Genomic DNA, 20,262 nt, shown 5'->3' on the forward strand with positions numbered 1-20,262 from the left:
CCTGAAGCAGTCTGCATTCAATTAAACACGACACGCTATAAAGTGCGCGCAGAGGTACTCTGCGCGCCAATCTTCAAGGAGTTCATGATGTCGCATTCCGCCGAAATCACAATCACGCTGACGAAAGACAGCGCAAAGGGGCGCTACGTTGCAGCGGTGGCCGGCATTGACGAGCCGGCGGAACTAACCTTTTCGATTGTCAGTGATCATATGATTATTGCTGATCATACGGGCGTTCCCGACAGTATGCGCGGCATGGGTGTTGGCAAAGCGCTCGTGGAGCGGCTCGTGGCAGATGCGCGTGAAAACAGCATCAAAATCGTTCCACTGTGTCCGTATGTAAATGCGCAAAGGCAAAAACATCCGGAATGGGCGGATGTCTTTCAAGGCTGACCTTAATTAGATGATCCTTGAACGGGCATGCCAGTCTCTTCCTGGATAACCACATTGGTGGGGACGCCGCAGCCGCGTAAGGTGTAGAGCGAATCTGTCAAAAGATCGCCCGCCTGGTCAAACGCGGCTGCGGTAATGTCCGGCCCAGCAGATCGGATGCCATCGGCGGCCTGACGCAAGCCAACCAAATTGGCGTTCAATTCACTGAGCTGACGCCGGAGTGCTGCATCAGATTCCTCTCCACGATTTTTCAGGCGCTCGGAGATCTCGCTCAGTCTGGTGTCCAGGCTTTCCAAATTGTCTTTGAATTCAGCCGGTGTCACTTGAAGCCGGGCCAGTGTTGCGCCGGTGACCGCCCCCGCAACGCGGGTTCCTGTTTCCTCAACCTTGTTCATTACGAGAAGAGCCAGCACACACGCCACAATGATCAGAAGGGCCGTTGCGTTAATCAAGGCTAGAAGCAAATTCCCCGGCAACCGGATCAATCTGCTCCACAATCCCAGCCGTTCCTTCGCCATAAACTCACTCCCTGAAAATCTGTCGGGCGGACACGCATGTGACCGCCGCATCTCAAATATCAGATGCACGCTAACACGCTTCCGTTAAGGGAGTTCTGCGTCCCATCAGGATATCGACGGCAAGAATATGTGTGTGGGAGAGAAGTGGTACAGACGAGTGGATTCGAACCACCGACCTTCGGAGCCACAATCCGACGCTCTAACCAACTGAGCTACGTCTGCACAAGGTCCTTAAATTGGCACGGTGTGAAGCTTCCGTCCACCAATTTCAAGGGCGTCTTCTAACGCCGTTTTGCCGGACCGGCAAGCGTCAATTTTCAGAAATTTTTGCTTGTTGAAAAGCAAATGCCCGGAGCTTTCAGCTCCGGGCACAATACACTGTCCAGGCACCATGTGCCGATAGACTTAGTTTACCTTCATGTCTTTGAAGGTTTTTTCCATAGCTTCTTTAACCGGAGCGGAAACGTCGGTGCCCAGCTTGGTTGCCAGTTCCTGCATTTCTTTGCTCTGAGCGCTGAGGCTGTCGAACTGCTGACGTGCAAACGTGGACTGCAGCTCGATGGCTTCTGCCAGGGTCTTCACGGACATGATGTCCTTGATGAAAGTGAAGGCAGCGTCGGCGTTAACTTTGGCAGCATCAACAGCTTTGTGGTTGAATTCAACAACGCCCTGACGGGAAGTTTCAAAGGTGTCTTCCATCAGATCGGTTGCATCTTCAGCAGCAGTCTTGACCTTAGCGTAGGTCTCACGTGCGCTCTCGATGCTCTTCTCGGTTGCTTCACGGAAAGCAGCCGGAACTTCCATTTTCGGCATTGCGAATGCTTCGAAATCCGGGAAAGCAGCAGCCGGTGCAGCCTTTGCTTTGGTTGCGCGGGTTTTAGAAGCTGTTTTGGTAGCAGTTGTCGTGTCAGTCATGATCTCATCTCCTAGAGTTCGGATGCGATCATTGGTGAATATGATTTCCGCCGGTCATCTCCCGACGGACCCTGTCGTCATCCGCATCCCCTACATAGGACATCTTTTGTTGCATTGCAATATTTTTTTGCAGTGCACAATAAAATTTCCGTTGCGTCTTCGGGAGTTTTTTGACCGGGTGCAGGCATGGCTGGCAATAAACGCGTCAACACATATCGCCTGGACGAGCCACGAAGAAAAGGCCGGGGACAGAGCCGGCTCCGATACGATCACATATAGTCGGGTTCGGACCAGCCCTGACTGGCGCAGATAATCTGCGCCAGCTTCCATCACACACTCATGAGAGACTTAATCTTTTTGAGCGGCCTTGGTGGCGTCAGAGACAGCCTTCGTCGCGGAGTTGGAGAATTCACGAGCTTGTTCGCCAAGGGATTCCATCTGGGTCCGAAGGTAGTCCTGCTGCAGCTTCATCATGTCTTCGACATTCGATGCCTTCACCAGGTCCTGCGCGAACTTGAAGGCCGCATTTACATGCTCTTCTGCATATCCAAGAGCCTTCTTGTTGACATCAGCTGCCCCGGCCTGAACGACGTTGGCGCTCTCTTCAACATTGGTTACGGCCTTGTGAGTGGCACCCATGAAATCATCAAAAGCCTTGCGCGCCTGGTCAACGCTCTTTTCGGCAAAGTCACGCATCTGTTCTGGCACTTCAAAGCCGGTTTTGTCAGCAGTCATCATTGCGCTCCTTGGATATCGAAAATGGATAGGACGTGATCTCGTGAGATATTTCCATGCCAAAAATTCGTAACACGCATATGGCAGTGCCGCAAATTCGCAGGCGCCGATTAACCACGCCTTCATGTAACCCCTTTAGCAACCATGCTTATCGTGGACGGTGACGCTGTTTCCCGGTATTAACAGAGTGTTAACGCTGCTGAAAAATGCTGGGTTATTGCGTCGTGCGCCCGGTGCCACTTGATCCTTTGGAGCAGAGCATGGACCATCAGACCCGTACCTTTCTTGACCTGACAGGCATGACCGACCTGGTCGAGCTTGTGGCGGATCGGCGCGCTGCCTGGTTATGGTCCGCTGACGGAGGGCGCGTCTTGTGGGCGAATGCCGCTGGTGCAGCATTCTTCTCAGCAGACTCCGTTTCTGCATTGGCGAACCTGAATTCGCTCGAGCGCTCCCCGGCCCGCCCGCATATTGCGCGTATTGCAGCCTCCGGATTTGAAGATCGGTTCAGCATCGACCGGCTGCGCTTCTATCGTGGCCTGCGCGTGATGCTCCTCACCTGTCAGTGTAAAAAGGTTGTTCTTGAGGACGGATCGGCTGCAGCCCTCATCATCTGCGCTGACAAAGGCTTCTCGACGACGAAAGACCCGGTCGAGACCTTCGCTCAGCTTGTGAGCAATACCGACGTAACTGTCTTCGTCACGGACAGAGGCATTGTCTCCGCGAACTATGGATCTTTGACCGGCACCCCAGAGGATATGACCCCGCTGGACGGACATCGCGCGGTGTTCGGTCCGATTGAACTTGATGGCTCACTGCACGATGGCGCGGTTTTTCAACTCTCCAAGGACCAGAAACTGATCGCGTTGGACAATGAGCCGATCGAGGCGCCGGAGGTTGAAGAGCCAGAAGTTGATGCAGCGCCCTTCAACATGCCTTCAGATGAAGTTGATGTCCCGGCTGACCCAGCAGGATCTGTGTGGACTCGCGCCGATGTACTCGAGGAAGCTGCAGAAGCGCTGCCTTCCGTGGCCGTGGCAGATCCCGAAGAGGTAACTGCGGAACCACGAGATAGCCTTGAGTTAGCCACAGAGGTCTCTGCTGACAAAGCCGAGGCTGTCCAGCCCCCCGCAGATGGGGACGACCAGGAACAAGAACCTGCAGATAATGCAAATGAAACTGCCCTGATAGACAGCCCGCAGGCGTTGGAGGCTTCCGAAGATCTCGACGTCAGTGCCAATGATCCAGAGAGCGTCCCAGCCGCGGAAGAAGAATCTGACTTTGTGTTCCAGCCTGGCCGGCGTCCTGTCCGTTTTGCTTGGAAGATGGACATCAACCAGCGTTTTACGTTCCTCTCTGATGAATTTGCCAACGTGGTCGGACCAGCCAGCTCGGATATTGTCGGACTGACCTGGGCCGAGGTTGCCAACCGGTTTGATCTCGACCCACGTGGAAGCATCGCAAGAGCGCTTGACCGCCGTGACACATGGAGCGGCAAAACAGTAGACTGGCCAGTCACAGACGCTGCCCTGCGCGTCCCCGTTGATATGGCAGCGCTTCCGGCTTTTGATCGGAACCGGACTTTCGAAGGCTACCGCGGGTTCGGTGTTTGCCGAGCGGCTGATGCCAAACCCGGCGCAAGGATCGCCGCGCTCAGCCCTGCAATGGCAGCGTTTGATGAGCAGTTGGAAGGCGGACACTCAGAGGCTGACGAAGAAGCTGAAGACACTCACGCATCAAATGAGACTGAGCCGCTTGATGATCATCACGATGTCAATGAAGGGCGTCCGGTCGAAGAAGCCGAGAGCCTAAAAACCGAAGCCTCACCGGTCCCCGCTGCAGAAGACCTGAAGCCCAAACAACCGGACGCCTTGGCCGGAAAGATGGCAATTGGTGCGAGCGCGGCAGCGTTGGTTGGCTCTCTGTCACGTTTCTCGGACCCCACACCGAAAAGCTCCCCTGAACCAAACACACCGGAAAAGGCAGAAGAAGCAGTCGGCCAGTCTGCGAGTTCATCGGAAGAGCCATTGCCGGACGAACAAACGACCATTGACGATACTGCAGAGGAGCAGAACTCGCCTCTTGAAGCTGCCATGAAAATGGACGCAGCGCTTCGACAGGGCGTGACCGGCAATGATCTCGACCTGGAAACGCCGGAAATCGACAGCGACATAGAGAAAGTAGCTGACGAGGCCGGTGCGACTAGCCTGTCAGAAGAGATCGAACCAAACAGTGCGGACGCGCAGGAACCAGAGATCGCAGATCTGCCGCAGAATGAAGTAGTAGAGACCGCTTTGGACGCAACGAGCGCCAAAGCATCTAACGATGCGCCAGAACCTTCAGGTATTTCAGGGCCAGCCCCGCTCGACGCCTCAGAGATCGAAACGGCTGTCCGCTCGCTTCAAAAGTCATTCAAGAAAGAACGCAAACCCGCAGCGGAACAAGATCTCTTTGCCGAGGCTGAAACGGAAATCTCGGCGACAAACCCAGAAGATGAGAAAGATACGGCTGAAAAAACGGTCGCCGCCGACGGCAACAACCTCGAAGAGGCTGTCGATGATGTGGCAGATGTTGAGGCTGTTGCCGAAGTCGATGAAACAGACGAGGCGACCTTCGATGCTGGCCTCTTGAGCACTGATCTGGAAGAAAACGAAGAGCGTGAGTTTTTTGAAGAAACTGCCGCCTTTGAAGCCGAAGAACTCGCGGCCGAGTTTGAGGAAGATCTACAGGCAACCGATACCGCCGATATTCTGAAGCCAGAGCCTTCTTCCGACAACGTGATCCCGCTTGCAACGGTCAACCCGCGTGTTGTCCCGGTCGATACGTCCGGCCTCTCCCGTCCGGAACGTCAGGCGTTCCGGAAGATCGCCGAAGCACTTGGTGCCCGGCTGGAAGGCGATTTGGAAGGCTGGGATGAACCGGATGCGGATGAAGCTGGTAATCGCGAAGATGATCTGCCCGACCTGCCGCCAGAGGTGCCCGAAGCTGGACCAATTGATCCGAGCCTTTTGGACCGGCTGCCAATCGGTATCGCCATCGCACATGACCGGGACGTCCTTTATGCAAATAAGGCACTCCTGAGCATCTTGGGATACCGATCGATCCGTGAATTGAGTGAAGCAGGCGGCCTGGAAGCGCTTTTCATTGACGAAGCTGAAGACCTCCCCGATGCCGACGGCATGGAAGGCGAGGTCGACGAGACCATGAAAGTCAGGCTCGCGGATGGCGGCGTACGCTCGGTAGATGCCCACATGCACTCCGTACCTTGGAACGGAAGCCGCGGGCTCATGATTTCGATCACCGAACGGACCAACAAGCCTGCACCGGCGGCTTCAGAAGGAACAGCGCCCAATTTCTTCAAAGAAGTCCGCAGCGAACTGGACGGTGCCCGGACGCAAATCTCCGAGATGGAAACCATCCTCGAAACGGCCACCGACGGCGTTCTTGTGCTGAATGAGCATGGTACAATCTTGAAGGTCAACGGATCCGCGGAAGCCCTATTTAGCGCGAGCCGCGGCGAGATGATTGGTTCTCCGTTCATTGAGTTCCTGGCACCGGAGAGCCACCGTTCCGCCGAAGATTATCTCGACGGTCTGGCGCGCAACGGCGTTGCCAGCATTTTGAATGATGGCCGGGAAGTCTTGGGCAAAGTACCAACCGGAGGTCTGATCCCGCTGTTCATGACAATGGGCCGGATCGGCGACAAGGACGACACAAAATTCTGCGTGGTTCTGCGCGACATCACCCAATGGAAAACCGCCGAAGAAGAACTGACACAAGCCAAGCGTCAGGCCGAAAACGCCAGCTCCCAGAAATCTGATTTCCTGGCCAAGATCAGCCACGAAATCCGGACGCCACTCAACGCCATTATTGGCTTCTCCGAAGTCATGATGGAAGAACGGTTTGGTCCGATCGGCAACGACCGGTACAAGGATTACCTGAAGGACATTCGGACTTCGGGCTCACATATCATGAGCCTGATCAATGATCTTCTAGATCTTTCCAAGATCGAGGCCGGCAAACAGGATCTTAAATTCTCAGCCGTTTCCGCCAACGACATCATCAATGAGTGCGTCGCGCTCATGCAACCGCAAGCAAACCGGGAACGGGTCATCATTCGGGCTAGCCTGCCGGATGCGGTGCCGAATATTGTGGCCGATCCGCGTTCCTTGCGTCAGATCGTGTTGAACCTGCTTTCCAACGGGATCAAGTACAACAAGTCCGGTGGACAAGTGATTTTGTCGACCACACTGGAACCAAATGGCGAAGTCTCCATCCGTGTCCGTGACACCGGTTCGGGGATGAACCCAAAGCAACTCGCCGCTGCGTTGGAACCGTTCCGCCAGGTCCATACGGCCCGCCGTGGCGGCGGTACCGGCTTGGGCTTGCCATTGACCAAGGCATTGGCGGAAGCCAACCGGGCTCAGTTCCATATTGATTCCACGCCGGATCAGGGGACGCTGGTCGAGATCACATTTCCGACCGAACGGGTGCTGTCAGAATGACACGCCCATGGGGTTTAAGCATAACTTGACCTTTTGGCTCTTATTTGCCAGTTAACACCACAGTTATTGGCATCGTGAGAGGCTTCGGCTCCTAGAAACCAATGCTGCGTGAACCGGCAATCTCGAAAGGGTTGGCCAGGTTCACGTAACGAAATAGCTTTCCGGCTGAGGTTAGATCCTGTCCAGTTCCACAATCAGCTTCAGTTTGTCGGCGACGAAGTGGTTCAGAACACGGTCTGCTATGGGCAGCCGAACGCTGATCATCTGCACAGTCGTCATCGGAGCAATGTGCTTGTTGCCGATGGTTGCGGTCGCAATTGCAGCAGCGCTTGGCTCCTTCGATACCCTGTCTCACCTGATCGACACCGTGCTGCTTCGGTACACGCTGACCACACTGGCCCTCATGGTGCTCGTGGCCATCTTTACCGCAATCATCGGGACGGGCACGGCCTGGCTCGTGACGATGACACGATTTCCAGGGGTTCGCTTCTTTGAGATCTCACTGGCCCTTCCCTTCGCCTTTCCGGCCTATGTCATGGGCTATGCCTATACCGACTTTCTGGATCATCCAGGCGCGGTCCAGACCTTTTTGCGCGATGTCACCGGATGGGGACCCCGGGACTACTGGTTTCCGGAAATTAGGAGCGTAGAAGGGGCGGCGCTGATGCTGACCTTGGTGCTCTATCCTTATGTCTATCTCTTGGCCCGCACGGCCTTCTTACAGGAATCCGCAACGGCAACGCTTGCCGCCCGGTCCCTCGGCCGCGGCCCGTGGGGCGCCTTCTGGACTGTTTCCCTGCCGATGGCCCGTCCGGCAATCGCCGGCGGCGTGCTTTTGGCGGTTATGGAGACCATCGCCGACTTCGGAACCGTCAGCTACTTCGGAATTCAGACGTTTGCGACTGGCATCTATACGAGTTGGTTTTCCCTTGCAGACCGCGGAGGCGCAGCGCAATTGGCGCTGTGTCTGCTGACATTCGCCTTGTTCATCGCAATCCTGGAACGAATGCAGCGCGGCGCTTCGAAACACCATAACGCCGGCAAACGGATCGAACGCGTGCCACCAACGCAGCTGAGTGGCTGGGCAAAAGTTGGAGCAATGGCCGCTTGCGGTGCGCCGGTGTTTTTCGGTTTCATATTGCCATTGGTGCTCCTGTTCGAAATGAGCTTCGCCTCCGAGCAGGACCTGTTTTCCAGCAGATACATCGGTTTCATAACAAACTCGATCATTTTGGCCGGAGTTGCCTCTGTTGTGACAGTTCTTGCGGCCATGCTGGTGGCGTTCAACCTCCGCCTTAATCCCGGCCGGCTCTCGCTGTCAGCCGCGCATGTCAGCCGGATTGGCTATGCGGTTCCCGGCGGCGTCATTGCTGTCGGCCTGCTTGTTCCGTTTGCCGCCTTGGACAATGGCATCGACGGTTTGATGCGCAACTGGTTCGGCATATCGACCGGGCTTTTGTTCACCGGCACGATCACGGTGCTCGTCATGGCCTATATGGTGCGGTTCATGGCTGCGGCCCTCAACACGGTCGAAGCCGGACTGTCAACGATACACCCGACGACCGATGCCGTTGCCCGGACGCTCGGGCGGTCTCCGATGACCATGCTATGGAGCGTCCACTTCCCAATTCTGCGTCCAACTGTCTTCACAGCAATGCTGATCGTTTTTGTGGACGTTATGAAGGAGCTGCCTGCGACACTCATCATGCGCCCCTTCAACTTCGACACGCTTGCCGTTCAGGCCTACAGACTGGCATCCGATGAGCGCCTGTCAGGTGCCGCGGTACCGTCGCTGGTAATCGTTGCTGTCGGATTGCTCCCCGTCATTCTGCTTTGTAAAGCACTGGCCCGGCGCCCGGGCCGCCAATCAAGTCGGCCCACTGCGGTCTGACCTCGCTCCCCATTCCCTGCCCGAACGCGTGTCTCGATCACTACAATCGCGAACCGCGAAGGTCATCCTTATTCTCCGTCAAATCCAACAGAAAGCCCCTCCGCGCGGCTGCGCGAAGGGGCTTTGCTCAACTCATCTGCCTTGCGCAGATGAACCTGTTATTTCCAGCCAGCTTCGTTGAGAAGCTTCTGAGCAGCCGGTACGTTTTCCGCGATTGCAGATGCATCCACATCATCCGGCTTGAAGAAACCAAGCTGAGCAACAGACGGGCTGATGCCGACGCCCGGGACAGCCGGATACTCGTCGTTACCGGCAGAGAAGTACTGCTGTGCCTGATCAGATGCCAGATACTCGAGGAACTTGATGGCGTTTTCCTTGTTCGGGGCGTGCTTGGCAACACCGCCACCGGACAAGTTCATGTGCGCACCGATCGTGTCCTGGTTCGGGAAGACCCAGCCGATTTTCGCAACATCGTCAGACAGACCCTTGACCGGCTTGCGAAGCGCACGGCCGAAGTAATAGGTGTTGGACATGGCGATCGCGCACTCACCGGACACAATACCGCGCAGCTGATCGGTGTCGCCGCCTTGAGGATCACGGGCAAAGTTGCCCACAACTGCTGTTGCCCAGTCTTTCACGGCTTCTTCACCCAGGTGCTCAATCAGAGCGGCCGTGATGGTCTGCGTGTAAACGTTGGACGATGAGCGGATGCAGATCATGCCTTTGTATTTCGGATCTGCCAGATCCTGATAGGTCCGCGGCGGCTCAGCAACTTTCTCCTTGTCGTAGAAGATGATGCGCGCGCGCTGAGAGAAGCCGAACCACTGATTGTCATCGTCCCGCACATAACCCGGCAGGCGCTGTTCCAGAACAGGAGACTCGACGGACTGAAGAAGGCCCATGCCCTTCGCACGCTCTAGGCGTGACGTGTCGACGGTCAGCAGAATGTCGGCCGGGCTGTTTTGGCCCTCGGCTTCCATGCGGGTCAACAGTTCATCCGCTTTACCTTCGATGCGGTTGATCTTGATGCCGCTCTGTTCTTCGAAATCAGAGTACAGACGTTCGTCTGTGTCGTAATGGCGCGAAGAATAGAGGTTCAGCTCACCGGTCGCCAAGGCAAGCGGGGATGATGCGATCAACAACGCAGCAGCCAGACCGGCGCGGGATACTGTTGAACGGAATGAAGGCATTTGGGCACTCCCTGTTATTTCGTTAGGACAAAACATGACCTGCGCTCTCAAGTATAGAAATCTGAGGCTGGGTCAAGTAAAATCGGAACCTAACATTCCAGTTTTTGAGTTCCGCATTGAAACCAGGTTTGAAGGATCTACCGGGTCCTCTCTCCCTCGTTTCCAGGTTGCCAGCAGAAGCAAATGACTGGAAAGGCGCCTAGCGCATGTTTCCCGCGCCCTACGCCCTAATATGCACGAAGACTGCACATTACCCCGATCAGTGTCCTCAAATGCACGGTTCCCGCAGAACAAATCGTTTATGTGTAAGCTAATATTTCATGAGGAGTACGACCGGTGACGACAAAGCTGCACGTCTATCAATCCATTGCCAGAGCGATCAAGGATCATGGAGTTGAGACCATGTTCGGCCTGATGGGCGATGCCAATCTATTCATGGTCGACAGCTTTGTGCGGGATTGCAGTGGCCGCTTCGTTCCAGCTGCTCACGAAGGCAGTTCGGTTCTCATGGCACTCGCCTACACCCATGTGAGCGGATCCGTTGGTGTTGCAACGGTAACGCACGGCCCCGCGCTTACGAATTGTCTTACTGCGATCACGGAAGGTGTCCGCGGCCACTTACCAATCGTTTTGTTTGCCGGGGACACGCCTGCTGAGAACCCGCGGCACTTGCAAGGCATTGACCAACGCGAACTAATCAAGGCAACGGGCGCAGGTTTTGAGCAGCTGCGCACGCCAGAGACGGTCGCCATGGATGTCGCGCGGGCCTTCTACCGCGCTCAGGTGGAACGCCGTCCGATCATCTTGAACATGCCGGCAGATTTCATGTGGCAGGAAGCTGCTTATGAAAAGCATATCCTGAACGTCTTCACCGCTCCGGGCGGTGTTGCCGAAGGCGGCATTCTGGATGAAGCCATTGGTATGATCGCATCGGCACGCCGTCCAATGATCCTCGCCGGCGGTGGGGCCATTGATGCACGGGACCAATTGATCAAACTTGCTGACCGGCTGGAAGCCCCGCTTGCAACGACCCTGAAAGCGAAGGGCCTCTTCAAGGACCATCCATACAACATCGATATCTTTGGTACCCTCTCAACGCCAGCCGCCTACGATCTGATTGCACAAACGGACTGCATTGTCTGTTTCGGAACCGGACTCCACGACTTCACGACGGATCGCGGCAAGCTGATGAAAGACAAGCGGATTGTGCAAGTGGATGTCGAACCGACGGCCATCGGCGGCGCGCTTCACCCGGACGCTGCGCTTCTTGCAGATGCTGGTTTGACCGCAGAAACGATCCTTTATTGGCTCAACGAGGCCGAAATCCCGGCAAGTGGCTTCACCCGCGAACTCGACACCGCTTCGCTGACCGCACATCCGGTGGACAAGAAAACAACGGCAGACGGATTCGTCAATTATGTCGGCGCCCTGGAGCGGTTTGAAGCCGCGCTACCAAAGGACCGCATACTTGTGACCGATGGCGGGCGATTCATGACAGAAGTCTGGTGCCGCATCTCCGCCCCGGATCCAAAGAGCTTCGTGAATACGGCCAATTTCGGTTCCATTGGCCTCGGCCTTCAGGAAGCCATTGGTGCAGGTGTTGCTGCTCCCGACCGGCCAGTTATGCTTTTTACTGGCGATGGCGGCTTCATGATGGGCGGCATCAACGAGTTCAACACGGCCGTGCGCCTCGGGCTGGACCTTATCATCATCGTGGCAAACGACTCTGCCTATGGCGCTGAACACATCCAGTTCCTCGATCGTCAAATGGACCCGAGCCTCACGACATTCCAGTGGCCGTCCTTCGCCGAGATCGCAACTTCGCTAGGCGGAACGGGTGTTGAAGTCCGGTCGGATGACGAGCTGCAAACCGCGCTCAATGCATTGAAAAACCGCAAGGGGCCAATCCTCATTGAGTTGCGGCTTGATCCGCACGATGTGCCCCGTATGCGTATCTGATTGCACATCCGCTTCTGGCAAACGAAACCAGGGCATCATACCGGTTGGCGGGGAAAGGGACCGCCAACCGGCTTGACACCTTTGTGCCGAAACCCACCAATGGGCATCGTCAAATTCAACGGTTAGAGGACTCCCTTCCCATGGAGAAGAAGCACCAGATCAATCTTTGGTACGCCTTCATCGCAATGATGCTGGTGCTGACCTTTCAGAGCTGGTGGACGGCCTATAAGACCATTGAAGAGATCCCCTATAGCCAGTTCGAACAGTACCTCAAGGACAAGAAAATTGAGGAGATTTCCGTCAAGGAAAACACCATTCAAGGCAAATTCAAGGAGCCATTGAAGGATGGCAAACAGTATTTTGTGACGACCCGCGTGGAACTTCCGCTCGCTGAAGAACTCACGAAATACGATGTAAAGTTCACCGGCGTGATCGAGAGCACGCTCATCCGGGACATTCTCTCCTGGGTGTTGCCGGTTTTGCTGCTCTTCGGCCTTTGGATGTTCTTCATCCGGAAGTTCGCCGAAAAGCAGGGCATTGGCGGAATGATGACCGTCGGCAAGTCCAAGGCGAAAGTCTATGTGGAGACCGACGTTGAGGTCAGCTTTGAAAATGTCGCCGGGGTTGATGAGGCCAAGCGGGAACTGAAGGAGATCGTCGATTTCCTGAAAGATCCGAAGTCCTACGGCCGGCTTGGCGCGCATGTGCCAAAGGGCACTCTCCTGGTGGGTCCTCCGGGTACCGGTAAGACGTTGCTTGCCCGTGCAGTGGCCGGTGAAGCGGGTGTTCCGTTCTTCTCGATCTCGGGCTCCGAGTTTGTCGAGATGTTCGTTGGTGTTGGCGCGGCCCGTGTCCGGGATCTGTTTGAACAAGCGCGCAAGGCGGCCCCGGCCATCATTTTCATCGACGAACTCGATGCGCTGGGGCGTGCCCGGTCAAGCGGTGCCATGGGCACCAATGATGAAAAGGAACAGACCCTCAATCAGCTTCTTACCGAATTGGACGGGTTTGATCCCTCAAGCGGCATTATTCTGCTCGCCGCGACCAACCGGCCGGAGATCCTGGATCAGGCACTCTTGCGTGCCGGCCGGTTCGACCGGCAGGTGCTGGTGGACCGCCCCGACAAAAGCGGGCGGCGGGCCATCCTCGATGTCCATGTCAAGAAGATCCAACTCGCGCCGGACACGGACCTTGATCAGGTCGCCCAGCTGACAGTCGGCTTCTCTGGTGCCGATCTTGCGACCTTGATCAATGAAGCCGCCCTTCTTGCCACCCGCCGAAATGCAGATGCCGTTACCCTGAAAGACTTCAACGAGGCCATCGAACGCGTGATTGCAGGGCTTGAAAAACGCAGCCGGGTTCTGTCCGAAAAAGAACGCAAGACAGTCGCCTTCCATGAGATGGGCCATGCGCTCGTTGCCGCCAATCTTGAAGGCTGCGATCCGGTGCACAAGATCTCGATCATCCCGCGAGGCATCGGCGCGCTCGGCTACACCATGCAGCGACCGACCGAAGACCGGTTCCTACTGTCAACGCAGGACCTGGAAAACCGGATGGCTGTTTTGATGGGCGGGCGTGCGGCAGAAGAAATCATCTTCAACGAGATATCGACCGGGGCGTCGGACGACCTTCAAAAAGTCACCGAAGTGGCCCGCGATATGGTGATGCGCTACGGCATGGAAGGCGGACTCGGGAACCGGGTTTACGCAAGCCCGCAGCAGAATTTTCTTGGCCAGCCGGTGCCGGACAGGGCGGATGTTTCAGAAGAAACCCAGCGGGAGATTGATTTGGCAATCCGCGCCCGGGTGGAGGCGGCCTTCGCAAGAGCAAAAGCCATCCTGAACGATCACCGGTCCGAGCTAGATGCCGGTGCGGAGTTGCTATTGACCAAGGAAACCCTGACCGATCAGGACTTCCCGGCGATCCGCCCCATCGCCGAGCGCAACGCCGCCGCAGCGGCGGAGTGAACAAACAAAAACGCCCGCAAACTGCGGGCGTTTTCCAGATCTTTGACTTTCACATCTGCCGCGCCGGACTTGATCCGGGGCCTCGTCAATACCTGAGGTCCCGGCTCGGAGGCCGGGACAGCAGAGTGAGGACAATCGATCTCTGACTATCAGACAACGTTCGCTTCGGTCTTGGATTTGACTTCGTCCAGGGAAACATCCGGCGCCAGTTCGACGACCGTCAGGCCGTGCGGTGTGATGTCGAAGACACCGAGGCCGGTGATAACCCGGTCGACGCAGCGCACGCCGGTCAGCGGCAAGGTGCATTCTTTCAGAAGCTTCGGATCGCCTGCCTTGGAAGTGTGGTCCATGATGACGACGACGCGCTTGACGCCAGCCACCAGATCCATTGCACCGCCCATGCCCTTGACCATCTTGCCCGGGATCATCCAGTTGGCGAGATCGCCGTTCTGGGAGACTTCCATCGCGCCGAGGATCGACAAGTCGATGTGACCGCCGCGGATCATGCCAAAGCTGTCGGCAGAAGAGAAATAGCTCGTCTGCGGCAATTCAGTGATTGTCTGCTTACCGGCGTTGATCAGGTCGGCATCAACCTCGTCATCGGTCGGGAACGGGCCCATGCCGAGCATGCCGTTTTCCGACTGCAGAGTGACATGCATGCCATCCGGAATGTAGTTGGAAACCAGCGTCGGAATGCCAATACCGAGATTGACGTAAAAGCCGTCGTGAAGTTCTTTTGCCGCGCGCGCGGCCATATCGTCACGTGTCCAGGCCATGTTTTTATCTCCTCAACTCGATCAGGCTTCGCGTGTGGTGCGCTTTTCGATGCGCTTCTCATGGCTGCCGACAATGATGCGGTCGACAAAGATACCGGCGGTGTGGATGTTGTCCGCGTCGAGTTCACCGACTTCAACCAGCTCCTCCACTTCCACGACAGTTGTCTTGCCGGCGGTCGCCATCATCGGATTGAAGTTCCGCGCGGTCTTCCGGTAGATCAGGTTGCCTTCCTTGTCGGCTTTCCAGGCTTTGACCAGGGACACGTCGGACACAAGACCGGTCTCCATGATGTAGGTCTCGCCGTCGAAGTCCTTGTGCTCCTTGCCGTCGGCAATCAGCGTGCCCACTCCGGTCTTGGTGTAGAAACCCGGGATGCCGGCACCGCCAGCGCGGATGCGCTCGGCAAGTGTCCCTTGCGGGTTGAACTCGAGCTCCAGCTCGCCGTTGAGGTACTGCTTTTCGAAGGTTGCGTTCTCGCCCACATAGGACGACACCATTTTCTTGATCTGGCGGGTTTGCAGCAGCAAGCCCAGACCGAAATCATCCACGCCGGCATTGTTGGAGATCGCGGTGATGTTTTGGGCGCCGGATTCCCGCAGAGCCACAATAAGGTTCTCCGGAATCCCGCAAAGGCCGAAGCCACCGGCCATCACAGTCATTCCGTCAAAGGTCAGGCCCTCAAGGGCAGCCTTTGCGTCCGGGTAGACTTTGTTCATTTTTCACTCCCGTTTGGTGTCGTAACGCACGTCGGCGGCACATTCGCTGCAAGTTTTCCTTCGGTCAAGGGGCAATGATGCATCGCAGCGAAAAACATGAACCCTCATTCAGATCCCAAGGTTTACCCTATTTGCGGATTGTCGTATGCGAACAGCATCTTGACCCATGGATATGGTTTTGTGCCGATCCGGATATGGTATGTAATTCCTTAACGGTCAAACGAAGATTATCGACGAAAGACGCTGGCGCCTTGTATCAATTCCTGTCGACCCTTTTTAAGATTGCGGTGATTTCGCTGCTGGTCGGCGCCGGATTGTCGTTCATCAACATCACGGCTGAAGATGTGCTCGGCTCCATCGGCCTCAGCCCGATCCAATTGTGGATTTACATGCTGGAGTTCCGGGACTGGGCGATCCCAAACATGATCCTCGGCGCGTTTATCGTGGTGCCGGTTTGGCTGGTGATTTACCTGTTCCGCCCGCCGCGCGCATAAACCTCAGCCGTCCGCGCCGAAGGCAGCCCGTTCATCGCGTTCCCTTTGCACCTGCTGCCGCTTGGTGGCAATGGACGCTGCAATCACACCGATCGAGACAAGCACGACCAGGATCGTACAAACCGCATTGATTTCCGGCGTAACACCAAGGCGGACCTGGGAATAGATTTTCATCGGCAAGGTGGTTGCACCAGGCCCGGTGGTGAAGCTCGCAATGACGAGATCATCCAGGGACAGGGTGAATGCCAGCATCCAGCCTGCAATGACACCGGGCAGGATGATCGGCAGCGTGATCAGGAAGAACGTTTTGACCGGCGGGCACCCGAGATCTTCAGCTGCTTCTTCAACGGATTTGTCGAACCCAACCAACCGCGATTGCACGACCACGGCCACGTAGCACATGGCAAACGTGGTGTGCGCTATGATCACTGTCCAAAACCCGCGCGCCTGATCCATCGCCACAAACAGAAGCAACAGCGACAACCCGAGGATCACCTCCGGCATTACAAGCGGGGCGAAGATCATGCCCGAAAACATTGAGCGCCCCATAAACCGCCCTGAACGCACCAAGACCAATGCGGCCATCGTGCCGAGCACCGTCGCGACAGATGCCGAAACAAAAGCAACACGCAGCGTCACCCACGCAGCATCCAGCAACTGATCGTTCTGGAGGAGTTCCACATACCACTTGGTGGAAAATCCGCCCCAGACCGTCACCAGCCGGCTTTCGTTGAACGAATAGATGACCAGCAACACGATCGGCAGGTATAGAAACGAAAAGCCGAGGACGATCGACGTCACATTGAACCAGGAAGGGCCGCGCGTCATTGGTTCTTCTCCGCCATTTTCTGCTGCTGGTTCTGGAAAAGAACGATCGGGATCACGAGGATCAGCAAGAGGATCACTGCGACTGCAGAAGATACCGGCCAATCGCGGTTGTTAAAGAACTCCACCCACAGCGTCTTGCCGATCATTAGGGTTTCCGATCCGCCGAGAAGGTCCGGGATCACGAACTCACCAACCGCTGGAATGAACACAAGAAAACAGCCCGCGATAACACCTGGAAGCGACAAGGGAACAGTGATCTTCCAGAAGGCTTTCCATGGCGGGCAGCCAAGGTCTTCTGCGGCTTCCAACAAACTGCCATCCAGCTTTTCAAGGCTGGCGTAAAGCGGCAGCACCAGGAACGGCAGGTAGGAGTATACGATGCCGATATAGACTGCGGCATTGGTGTTCAAGATCACCAGCGGCTCGTCAATCAGGCCCAGCATCATCAGGAACTGATTGAGAAGACCTTCGTTTTTGAGAATGCCGATCCAGGCATAGACGCGAATGAGAAAGCTAGTCCAAAACGGCAGGATCACCAGCATCAAAAGGGTCGGCCGCCAAGCTTCCGGGCTCCGCGCCATACCGTAAGCAATCGGGTAGCCGATCAGAAGGGTTATGAGTGTGGAAACCGCGGCAATGTAGACCGAGGAGACGTAAGACTTCCAGTAAAGGGCATCTTCCGTCAGCCAGACATAGTTCTCCAGGGAGAGCTCGCTAAGTCCTTCCCAAAAAGCCTGCCAGCCTTCGGCCAAATCGAACGTTGGAAAATAAGGCGGGATCGCAACCGCGACTTGTGACAGGGAAATCTTGAAGACGATCAGAAACGGGGCGAGGAAGAAAATCAGCAGCCAGAAATAAGGAACTGCAATTAACCCCCAGCCGCCGAGACCCCGTTTGGATTTAGATGCCGCTTTGCTCATGCCGCCCTCCTCATCCAGTCAGGATTACACCGGCATCCCGGTCAAATGTCAGGACAACATTTTCATCCCATGTAATCGGGTTTTCGACCATGCGCGAAATGTTGGCCTTGGTGGCACGTAAAATGTCGTGATCGTCTTCACCAACCTTCGCATGGAAGATGGAAACGTCGCCAAGATAGGCGATGTCCCAAACGATCCCACCAATCTGATTGGTCACCGAACCTTCTGGCTGCCCCTGCGCAATCCGAACCTTTTCCGGTCGAATGGCGTACCAGACTGTATCTCCGACAGAAGCGGCCGTTGTCTGCTCCGTATCAATGGCAAAGTCACCAACAACCGCCTGCATACGCGTCCCGTTATCGGCCTTCTCCAGAACCTTCGCCTCGATCAAGTTCACATCGCCGATAAAGTCGGCAACAAACTTGGAGTTCGGCGCTTCATAAATCTCTGAGGGTGTTGCCACCTGAACAAGTTCACCGCGATCCATGACAGCGATCCGGTCGGCGACCGTCATTGCTTCTTCCTGATCGTGCGTTACGATCAAGAAGGTCATTTTCAAATCTTCCTGCAGCGCCATGAGCTCAAACTGCGTTTCTTCGCGCAGCTTGCGATCCAGCGCGCCCAATGGTTCATCGAGCAGCAAGACCTTAGGGCGTTTTGCGAGAGACCGAGCCAGAGCAACACGTTGCCGCTGACCGCCGGACAACTGGTGAGGCTTGCGCTTGGCGAATTGCTCAAGCTTGGTCAGCCGCAGCATCTCGGCGACCCGATCATCAATTTCCGATTTCGGTAGATTGTCCTGCTCCAGGCCGAACGCAATGTTCTTCTCAACGCTCATATGCGGGAAAAGCGCATAGGACTGGAACATCATATTGGATGGCCGCCGGAACGGCGGAATGCCGGACAAATCCTGGCCATCCAGAAAGATCTCACCGGAGGTGGGCGTCTCGAACCCGGCGAGCATGCGCATCAACGTGGTTTTGCCGCAGCCGGACCCGCCAAGGAGCGCAAAAAACTCCCGCTTGTAGATCTTGAGTGAGAGATTGTTGACCGCGATAAAGTCACCAAACTTCTTGGTAACATTGCGAAATTCGATAAACGGCTTTTGTTCTGGATCTTCCCAGGGAACAAATTCGCGGCGCACTGGTCCGATCGTCTTTTTAGCCAAGGTAGCCCCCACCCCACGAATAACTAAGACACAAAAAGTCCACCGGACAGCAAATGCCGTCCGGTGGTTGTCTTGGGTTACTGTCCGCTTTTCACAGAGGTCCAGGACCGTGTCACAACGCGGTTTACCTTCGGCGGGTACGACGTCACGGTGTAGAGGTTTTCGACAGCTTCTGCCGGCGGATAAATCGCCGGATCGCCGATGACATCGTCATTCAGCATTTCTTGAGAGGCCTTGTTGCCGTTTGCGTAGTAGACGTAGTTCGAGGCCTTCGCCATCACATCCGGGCGCATGATGTAGTTCAGGAATTCATGCGCTTCCTCTTTGTTTTTTGCGTCTGCCGGGATCGCCATCTGGTCGAACCACATCAGTGCGCCTTCCTTCGGAATGGCGTATTCCACGGTTACGCCATTGTCGGCCTCTGCTGCGCGGTCACGGGCCTGCAGAACGTCGCCAGACCAACCGACGGCCAGGCAGATGTCACCATTTGCAAGCGCGTTGATGTACTCCGAGGAATGGAACTTCTGGACATAGGGCCGTACCGATTTCAAAAGCTCGGTCGCTTTTTCAATTTCGCCGGTGTCCTTGCTGTCCGGGTCCAGTCCAAGATAGTTCAGCGCAGCCGGGAACAATTCGGTCGGCGCATCAAGAACATGGATACCGCATTCTTGGAGTTTTGCGGCATTTTCCGGCTTGAACAACAGGTCCCAGCTGTCAACCGGTGCGTCTTCGCCAAGTGCAGCCTTTACCTTCTCGACATTGTATCCAAGGCCGGTTGTGCCCCACATGTAGTTGATGGAATAGGCGTTGTCCGGGTCGTATTTGGAAACCCGCGCTTCGATATCGGACCACATATTTCCGATATTGCTCAGCTTGGATTTGTCGAGTTTGTCGAAGACACCTGCCTGGATTTGGCGCGACAGGAACGTGCCGGTCGGGACCACAACATCATACCCGGTACCTCCAGCCAGAAGCTTGGTCTCAAGCACTTCGTTGGAGTCAAACACATCATAGACAACGTTGATGCCGGTTTCCTTGGTGAAGTCTTCCAGAATCGACTCATCAATATAGTCTGACCAGTTGTAGACATTGACCGTGCGGTCTTGTGCCAGTGCCGCCCCACCCAGCACACTGAGCGAAGTTAGGGCGAGAAGCATAGTCTTGAGTTTCATATTCATGTTCCCCTGTTTTGTTTCGGAGGACGTTGACCGTCATCTTTTTACAAACGGCGGTAACCGTTTGCGGTTCCCAGTGGTTTGACGCGAACTTTGCCACGCACGGTATTT

The 20,262-nt window shown here is 55.8% G+C and carries 16 protein-coding genes and 1 tRNA gene; 6 read left to right on the forward strand and 11 right to left on the reverse strand.

Annotation, left to right across the window (positions count from 1 at the left end; all coding sequences use genetic code 11):
- Positions 1 to 42 precede the first annotated feature (42 nt).
- The gene (locus tag AC0J4F_RS01140) at positions 43 to 393 is read left to right on the forward strand and encodes a GNAT family N-acetyltransferase (RefSeq protein WP_473025168.1); all 351 of its coding nucleotides are present in this window, start codon (positions 43 to 45) and stop codon (positions 391 to 393) included.
- A 2-nt stretch (positions 394 to 395) separates the two neighbouring features.
- On the opposite strand, the gene AC0J4F_RS01145 is transcribed toward AC0J4F_RS01140, so the two are convergent.
- The 4 genes from AC0J4F_RS01145 to AC0J4F_RS01160 form a co-directional block, all read right to left on the reverse strand.
- Complete coding sequence (locus AC0J4F_RS01145; RefSeq protein ID WP_473025169.1) at positions 396 to 911, reverse strand: hypothetical protein; 516 nt, start codon at positions 909 to 911, stop codon at positions 396 to 398.
- Positions 912 to 1,056: 145 nt separating this feature from the next.
- A tRNA-His gene (locus tag AC0J4F_RS01150) sits at positions 1,057 to 1,133 on the reverse strand.
- 183 nt (positions 1,134 to 1,316) lie between these two features.
- A complete protein-coding gene (locus AC0J4F_RS01155; protein WP_133948534.1) occupies positions 1,317 to 1,826 on the reverse strand; it encodes a phasin family protein in 510 nt (169 codons plus the stop codon).
- A 348-nt stretch (positions 1,827 to 2,174) separates the two neighbouring features.
- A complete protein-coding gene (locus AC0J4F_RS01160) occupies positions 2,175 to 2,564 on the reverse strand; it encodes a phasin (RefSeq protein WP_133948536.1) in 390 nt (129 codons plus the stop codon).
- Positions 2,565 to 2,821: 257 nt separating this feature from the next.
- Between AC0J4F_RS01160 and AC0J4F_RS01165 the strand changes: the two genes are divergently transcribed.
- Positions 2,822 to 7,066 carry a PAS domain-containing sensor histidine kinase gene (locus AC0J4F_RS01165; RefSeq protein ID WP_473025170.1) on the forward strand — a complete coding sequence of 1,415 codons (4,245 nt, stop codon included), beginning with the start codon at positions 2,822 to 2,824 and terminating at the stop codon, positions 7,064 to 7,066.
- 241 nt (positions 7,067 to 7,307) lie between these two features.
- Entirely contained in the window at positions 7,308 to 8,957 is a 1,650-nt protein-coding gene (locus AC0J4F_RS01170) for an ABC transporter permease (protein ID WP_473025171.1), read from the forward strand.
- Between the two features lie 158 nt (positions 8,958 to 9,115).
- On the opposite strand, the gene AC0J4F_RS01175 is transcribed toward AC0J4F_RS01170, so the two are convergent.
- The gene (locus tag AC0J4F_RS01175; RefSeq protein WP_473025172.1) at positions 9,116 to 10,147 is read right to left on the reverse strand and encodes a Fe(3+) ABC transporter substrate-binding protein; all 1,032 of its coding nucleotides are present in this window, start codon (positions 10,145 to 10,147) and stop codon (positions 9,116 to 9,118) included.
- A 336-nt stretch (positions 10,148 to 10,483) separates the two neighbouring features.
- Between AC0J4F_RS01175 and AC0J4F_RS01180 the strand changes: the two genes are divergently transcribed.
- Together AC0J4F_RS01180 and ftsH are read left to right on the forward strand one after the other, a co-directional pair.
- Positions 10,484 to 12,106 (forward strand): thiamine pyrophosphate-binding protein, encoded by a 1,623-nt coding sequence (locus tag AC0J4F_RS01180; RefSeq protein WP_473025173.1) that lies wholly within the window; start codon positions 10,484 to 10,486, stop codon positions 12,104 to 12,106.
- Positions 12,107 to 12,246: 140 nt separating this feature from the next.
- The gene (ftsH, locus tag AC0J4F_RS01185; protein WP_473025174.1) at positions 12,247 to 14,073 is read left to right on the forward strand and encodes an ATP-dependent zinc metalloprotease FtsH; all 1,827 of its coding nucleotides are present in this window, start codon (positions 12,247 to 12,249) and stop codon (positions 14,071 to 14,073) included.
- Positions 14,074 to 14,222: 149 nt separating this feature from the next.
- Here ftsH and AC0J4F_RS01190 read toward each other — a convergent pair whose 3' ends face one another.
- Together AC0J4F_RS01190 and AC0J4F_RS01195 are read right to left on the reverse strand one after the other, a co-directional pair.
- A complete protein-coding gene (locus tag AC0J4F_RS01190) occupies positions 14,223 to 14,849 on the reverse strand; it encodes a CoA transferase subunit B (protein ID WP_133948546.1) in 627 nt (208 codons plus the stop codon).
- A 21-nt stretch (positions 14,850 to 14,870) separates the two neighbouring features.
- Entirely contained in the window at positions 14,871 to 15,566 is a 696-nt protein-coding gene (locus tag AC0J4F_RS01195) for a CoA transferase subunit A (protein WP_473025175.1), read from the reverse strand.
- Positions 15,567 to 15,817: 251 nt separating this feature from the next.
- Between AC0J4F_RS01195 and AC0J4F_RS01200 the strand changes: the two genes are divergently transcribed.
- Positions 15,818 to 16,060 carry a DUF6460 domain-containing protein gene (locus AC0J4F_RS01200; RefSeq protein WP_040451504.1) on the forward strand — a complete coding sequence of 81 codons (243 nt, stop codon included), beginning with the start codon at positions 15,818 to 15,820 and terminating at the stop codon, positions 16,058 to 16,060.
- Positions 16,061 to 16,063: 3 nt separating this feature from the next.
- Here the strand turns inward: AC0J4F_RS01200 and AC0J4F_RS01205 are convergent, their stop codons facing one another.
- The 4 genes from AC0J4F_RS01205 to AC0J4F_RS01220 all read right to left on the reverse strand — a co-directional run bounded on the left by AC0J4F_RS01205 (position 16,064) and on the right by AC0J4F_RS01220 (position 20,133).
- Positions 16,064 to 16,888, reverse strand: a complete 825-nt coding sequence (locus AC0J4F_RS01205; RefSeq protein ID WP_133948550.1) for an ABC transporter permease — start codon at positions 16,886 to 16,888, stop codon at positions 16,064 to 16,066.
- Complete coding sequence (locus tag AC0J4F_RS01210; RefSeq protein ID WP_133948552.1) at positions 16,885 to 17,808, reverse strand: ABC transporter permease subunit; 924 nt, start codon at positions 17,806 to 17,808, stop codon at positions 16,885 to 16,887. Before AC0J4F_RS01210 ends, AC0J4F_RS01205 begins: the two co-directional genes overlap by 4 nt.
- Positions 17,809 to 17,818: 10 nt before the next feature.
- Positions 17,819 to 18,976, reverse strand: a complete 1,158-nt coding sequence (locus tag AC0J4F_RS01215) for an ABC transporter ATP-binding protein (protein ID WP_473025176.1) — start codon at positions 18,974 to 18,976, stop codon at positions 17,819 to 17,821.
- Between the two features lie 77 nt (positions 18,977 to 19,053).
- The gene (locus tag AC0J4F_RS01220; protein ID WP_133949650.1) at positions 19,054 to 20,133 is read right to left on the reverse strand and encodes a polyamine ABC transporter substrate-binding protein; all 1,080 of its coding nucleotides are present in this window, start codon (positions 20,131 to 20,133) and stop codon (positions 19,054 to 19,056) included.
- Positions 20,134 to 20,262 lie beyond the last annotated feature (129 nt).

The sequence above is a fragment of the Roseibium sp. R5 genome, assembly GCF_055755305.1.

What these genes read in the sequence shown, in the direction of transcription:
- AC0J4F_RS01165 (WP_473025170.1), top strand. Translation starts at nt 2,822, where the DNA reads ATGGACCATCAGACCCGTACCTTTCTTGACCTGACAGGCATGACCGAC.
- AC0J4F_RS01220 (WP_133949650.1), bottom strand. Translation starts at nt 20,133, where the DNA reads ATGCTTCTCGCCCTAACTTCGCTCAGTGTGCTGGGTGGGGCGGCACTG.
- AC0J4F_RS01205 (WP_133948550.1), bottom strand. Translation starts at nt 16,888, where the DNA reads ATGACGCGCGGCCCTTCCTGGTTCAATGTGACGTCGATCGTCCTCGGC.
- AC0J4F_RS01195 (WP_473025175.1), bottom strand. Translation starts at nt 15,566, where the DNA reads ATGAACAAAGTCTACCCGGACGCAAAGGCTGCCCTTGAGGGCCTGACC.
- ftsH (WP_473025174.1), top strand. Translation starts at nt 12,247, where the DNA reads ATGGAGAAGAAGCACCAGATCAATCTTTGGTACGCCTTCATCGCAATG.
- AC0J4F_RS01210 (WP_133948552.1), bottom strand. Translation starts at nt 17,808, where the DNA reads ATGAGCAAAGCGGCATCTAAATCCAAACGGGGTCTCGGCGGCTGGGGG.
- AC0J4F_RS01175 (WP_473025172.1), bottom strand. Translation starts at nt 10,147, where the DNA reads ATGCCTTCATTCCGTTCAACAGTATCCCGCGCCGGTCTGGCTGCTGCG.
- AC0J4F_RS01160 (WP_133948536.1), bottom strand. Translation starts at nt 2,564, where the DNA reads ATGATGACTGCTGACAAAACCGGCTTTGAAGTGCCAGAACAGATGCGT.
- AC0J4F_RS01155 (WP_133948534.1), bottom strand. Translation starts at nt 1,826, where the DNA reads ATGACTGACACGACAACTGCTACCAAAACAGCTTCTAAAACCCGCGCA.
- AC0J4F_RS01170 (WP_473025171.1), top strand. Translation starts at nt 7,308, where the DNA reads ATGGGCAGCCGAACGCTGATCATCTGCACAGTCGTCATCGGAGCAATG.
- AC0J4F_RS01190 (WP_133948546.1), bottom strand. Translation starts at nt 14,849, where the DNA reads ATGGCCTGGACACGTGACGATATGGCCGCGCGCGCGGCAAAAGAACTT.
- AC0J4F_RS01145 (WP_473025169.1), bottom strand. Translation starts at nt 911, where the DNA reads ATGGCGAAGGAACGGCTGGGATTGTGGAGCAGATTGATCCGGTTGCCG.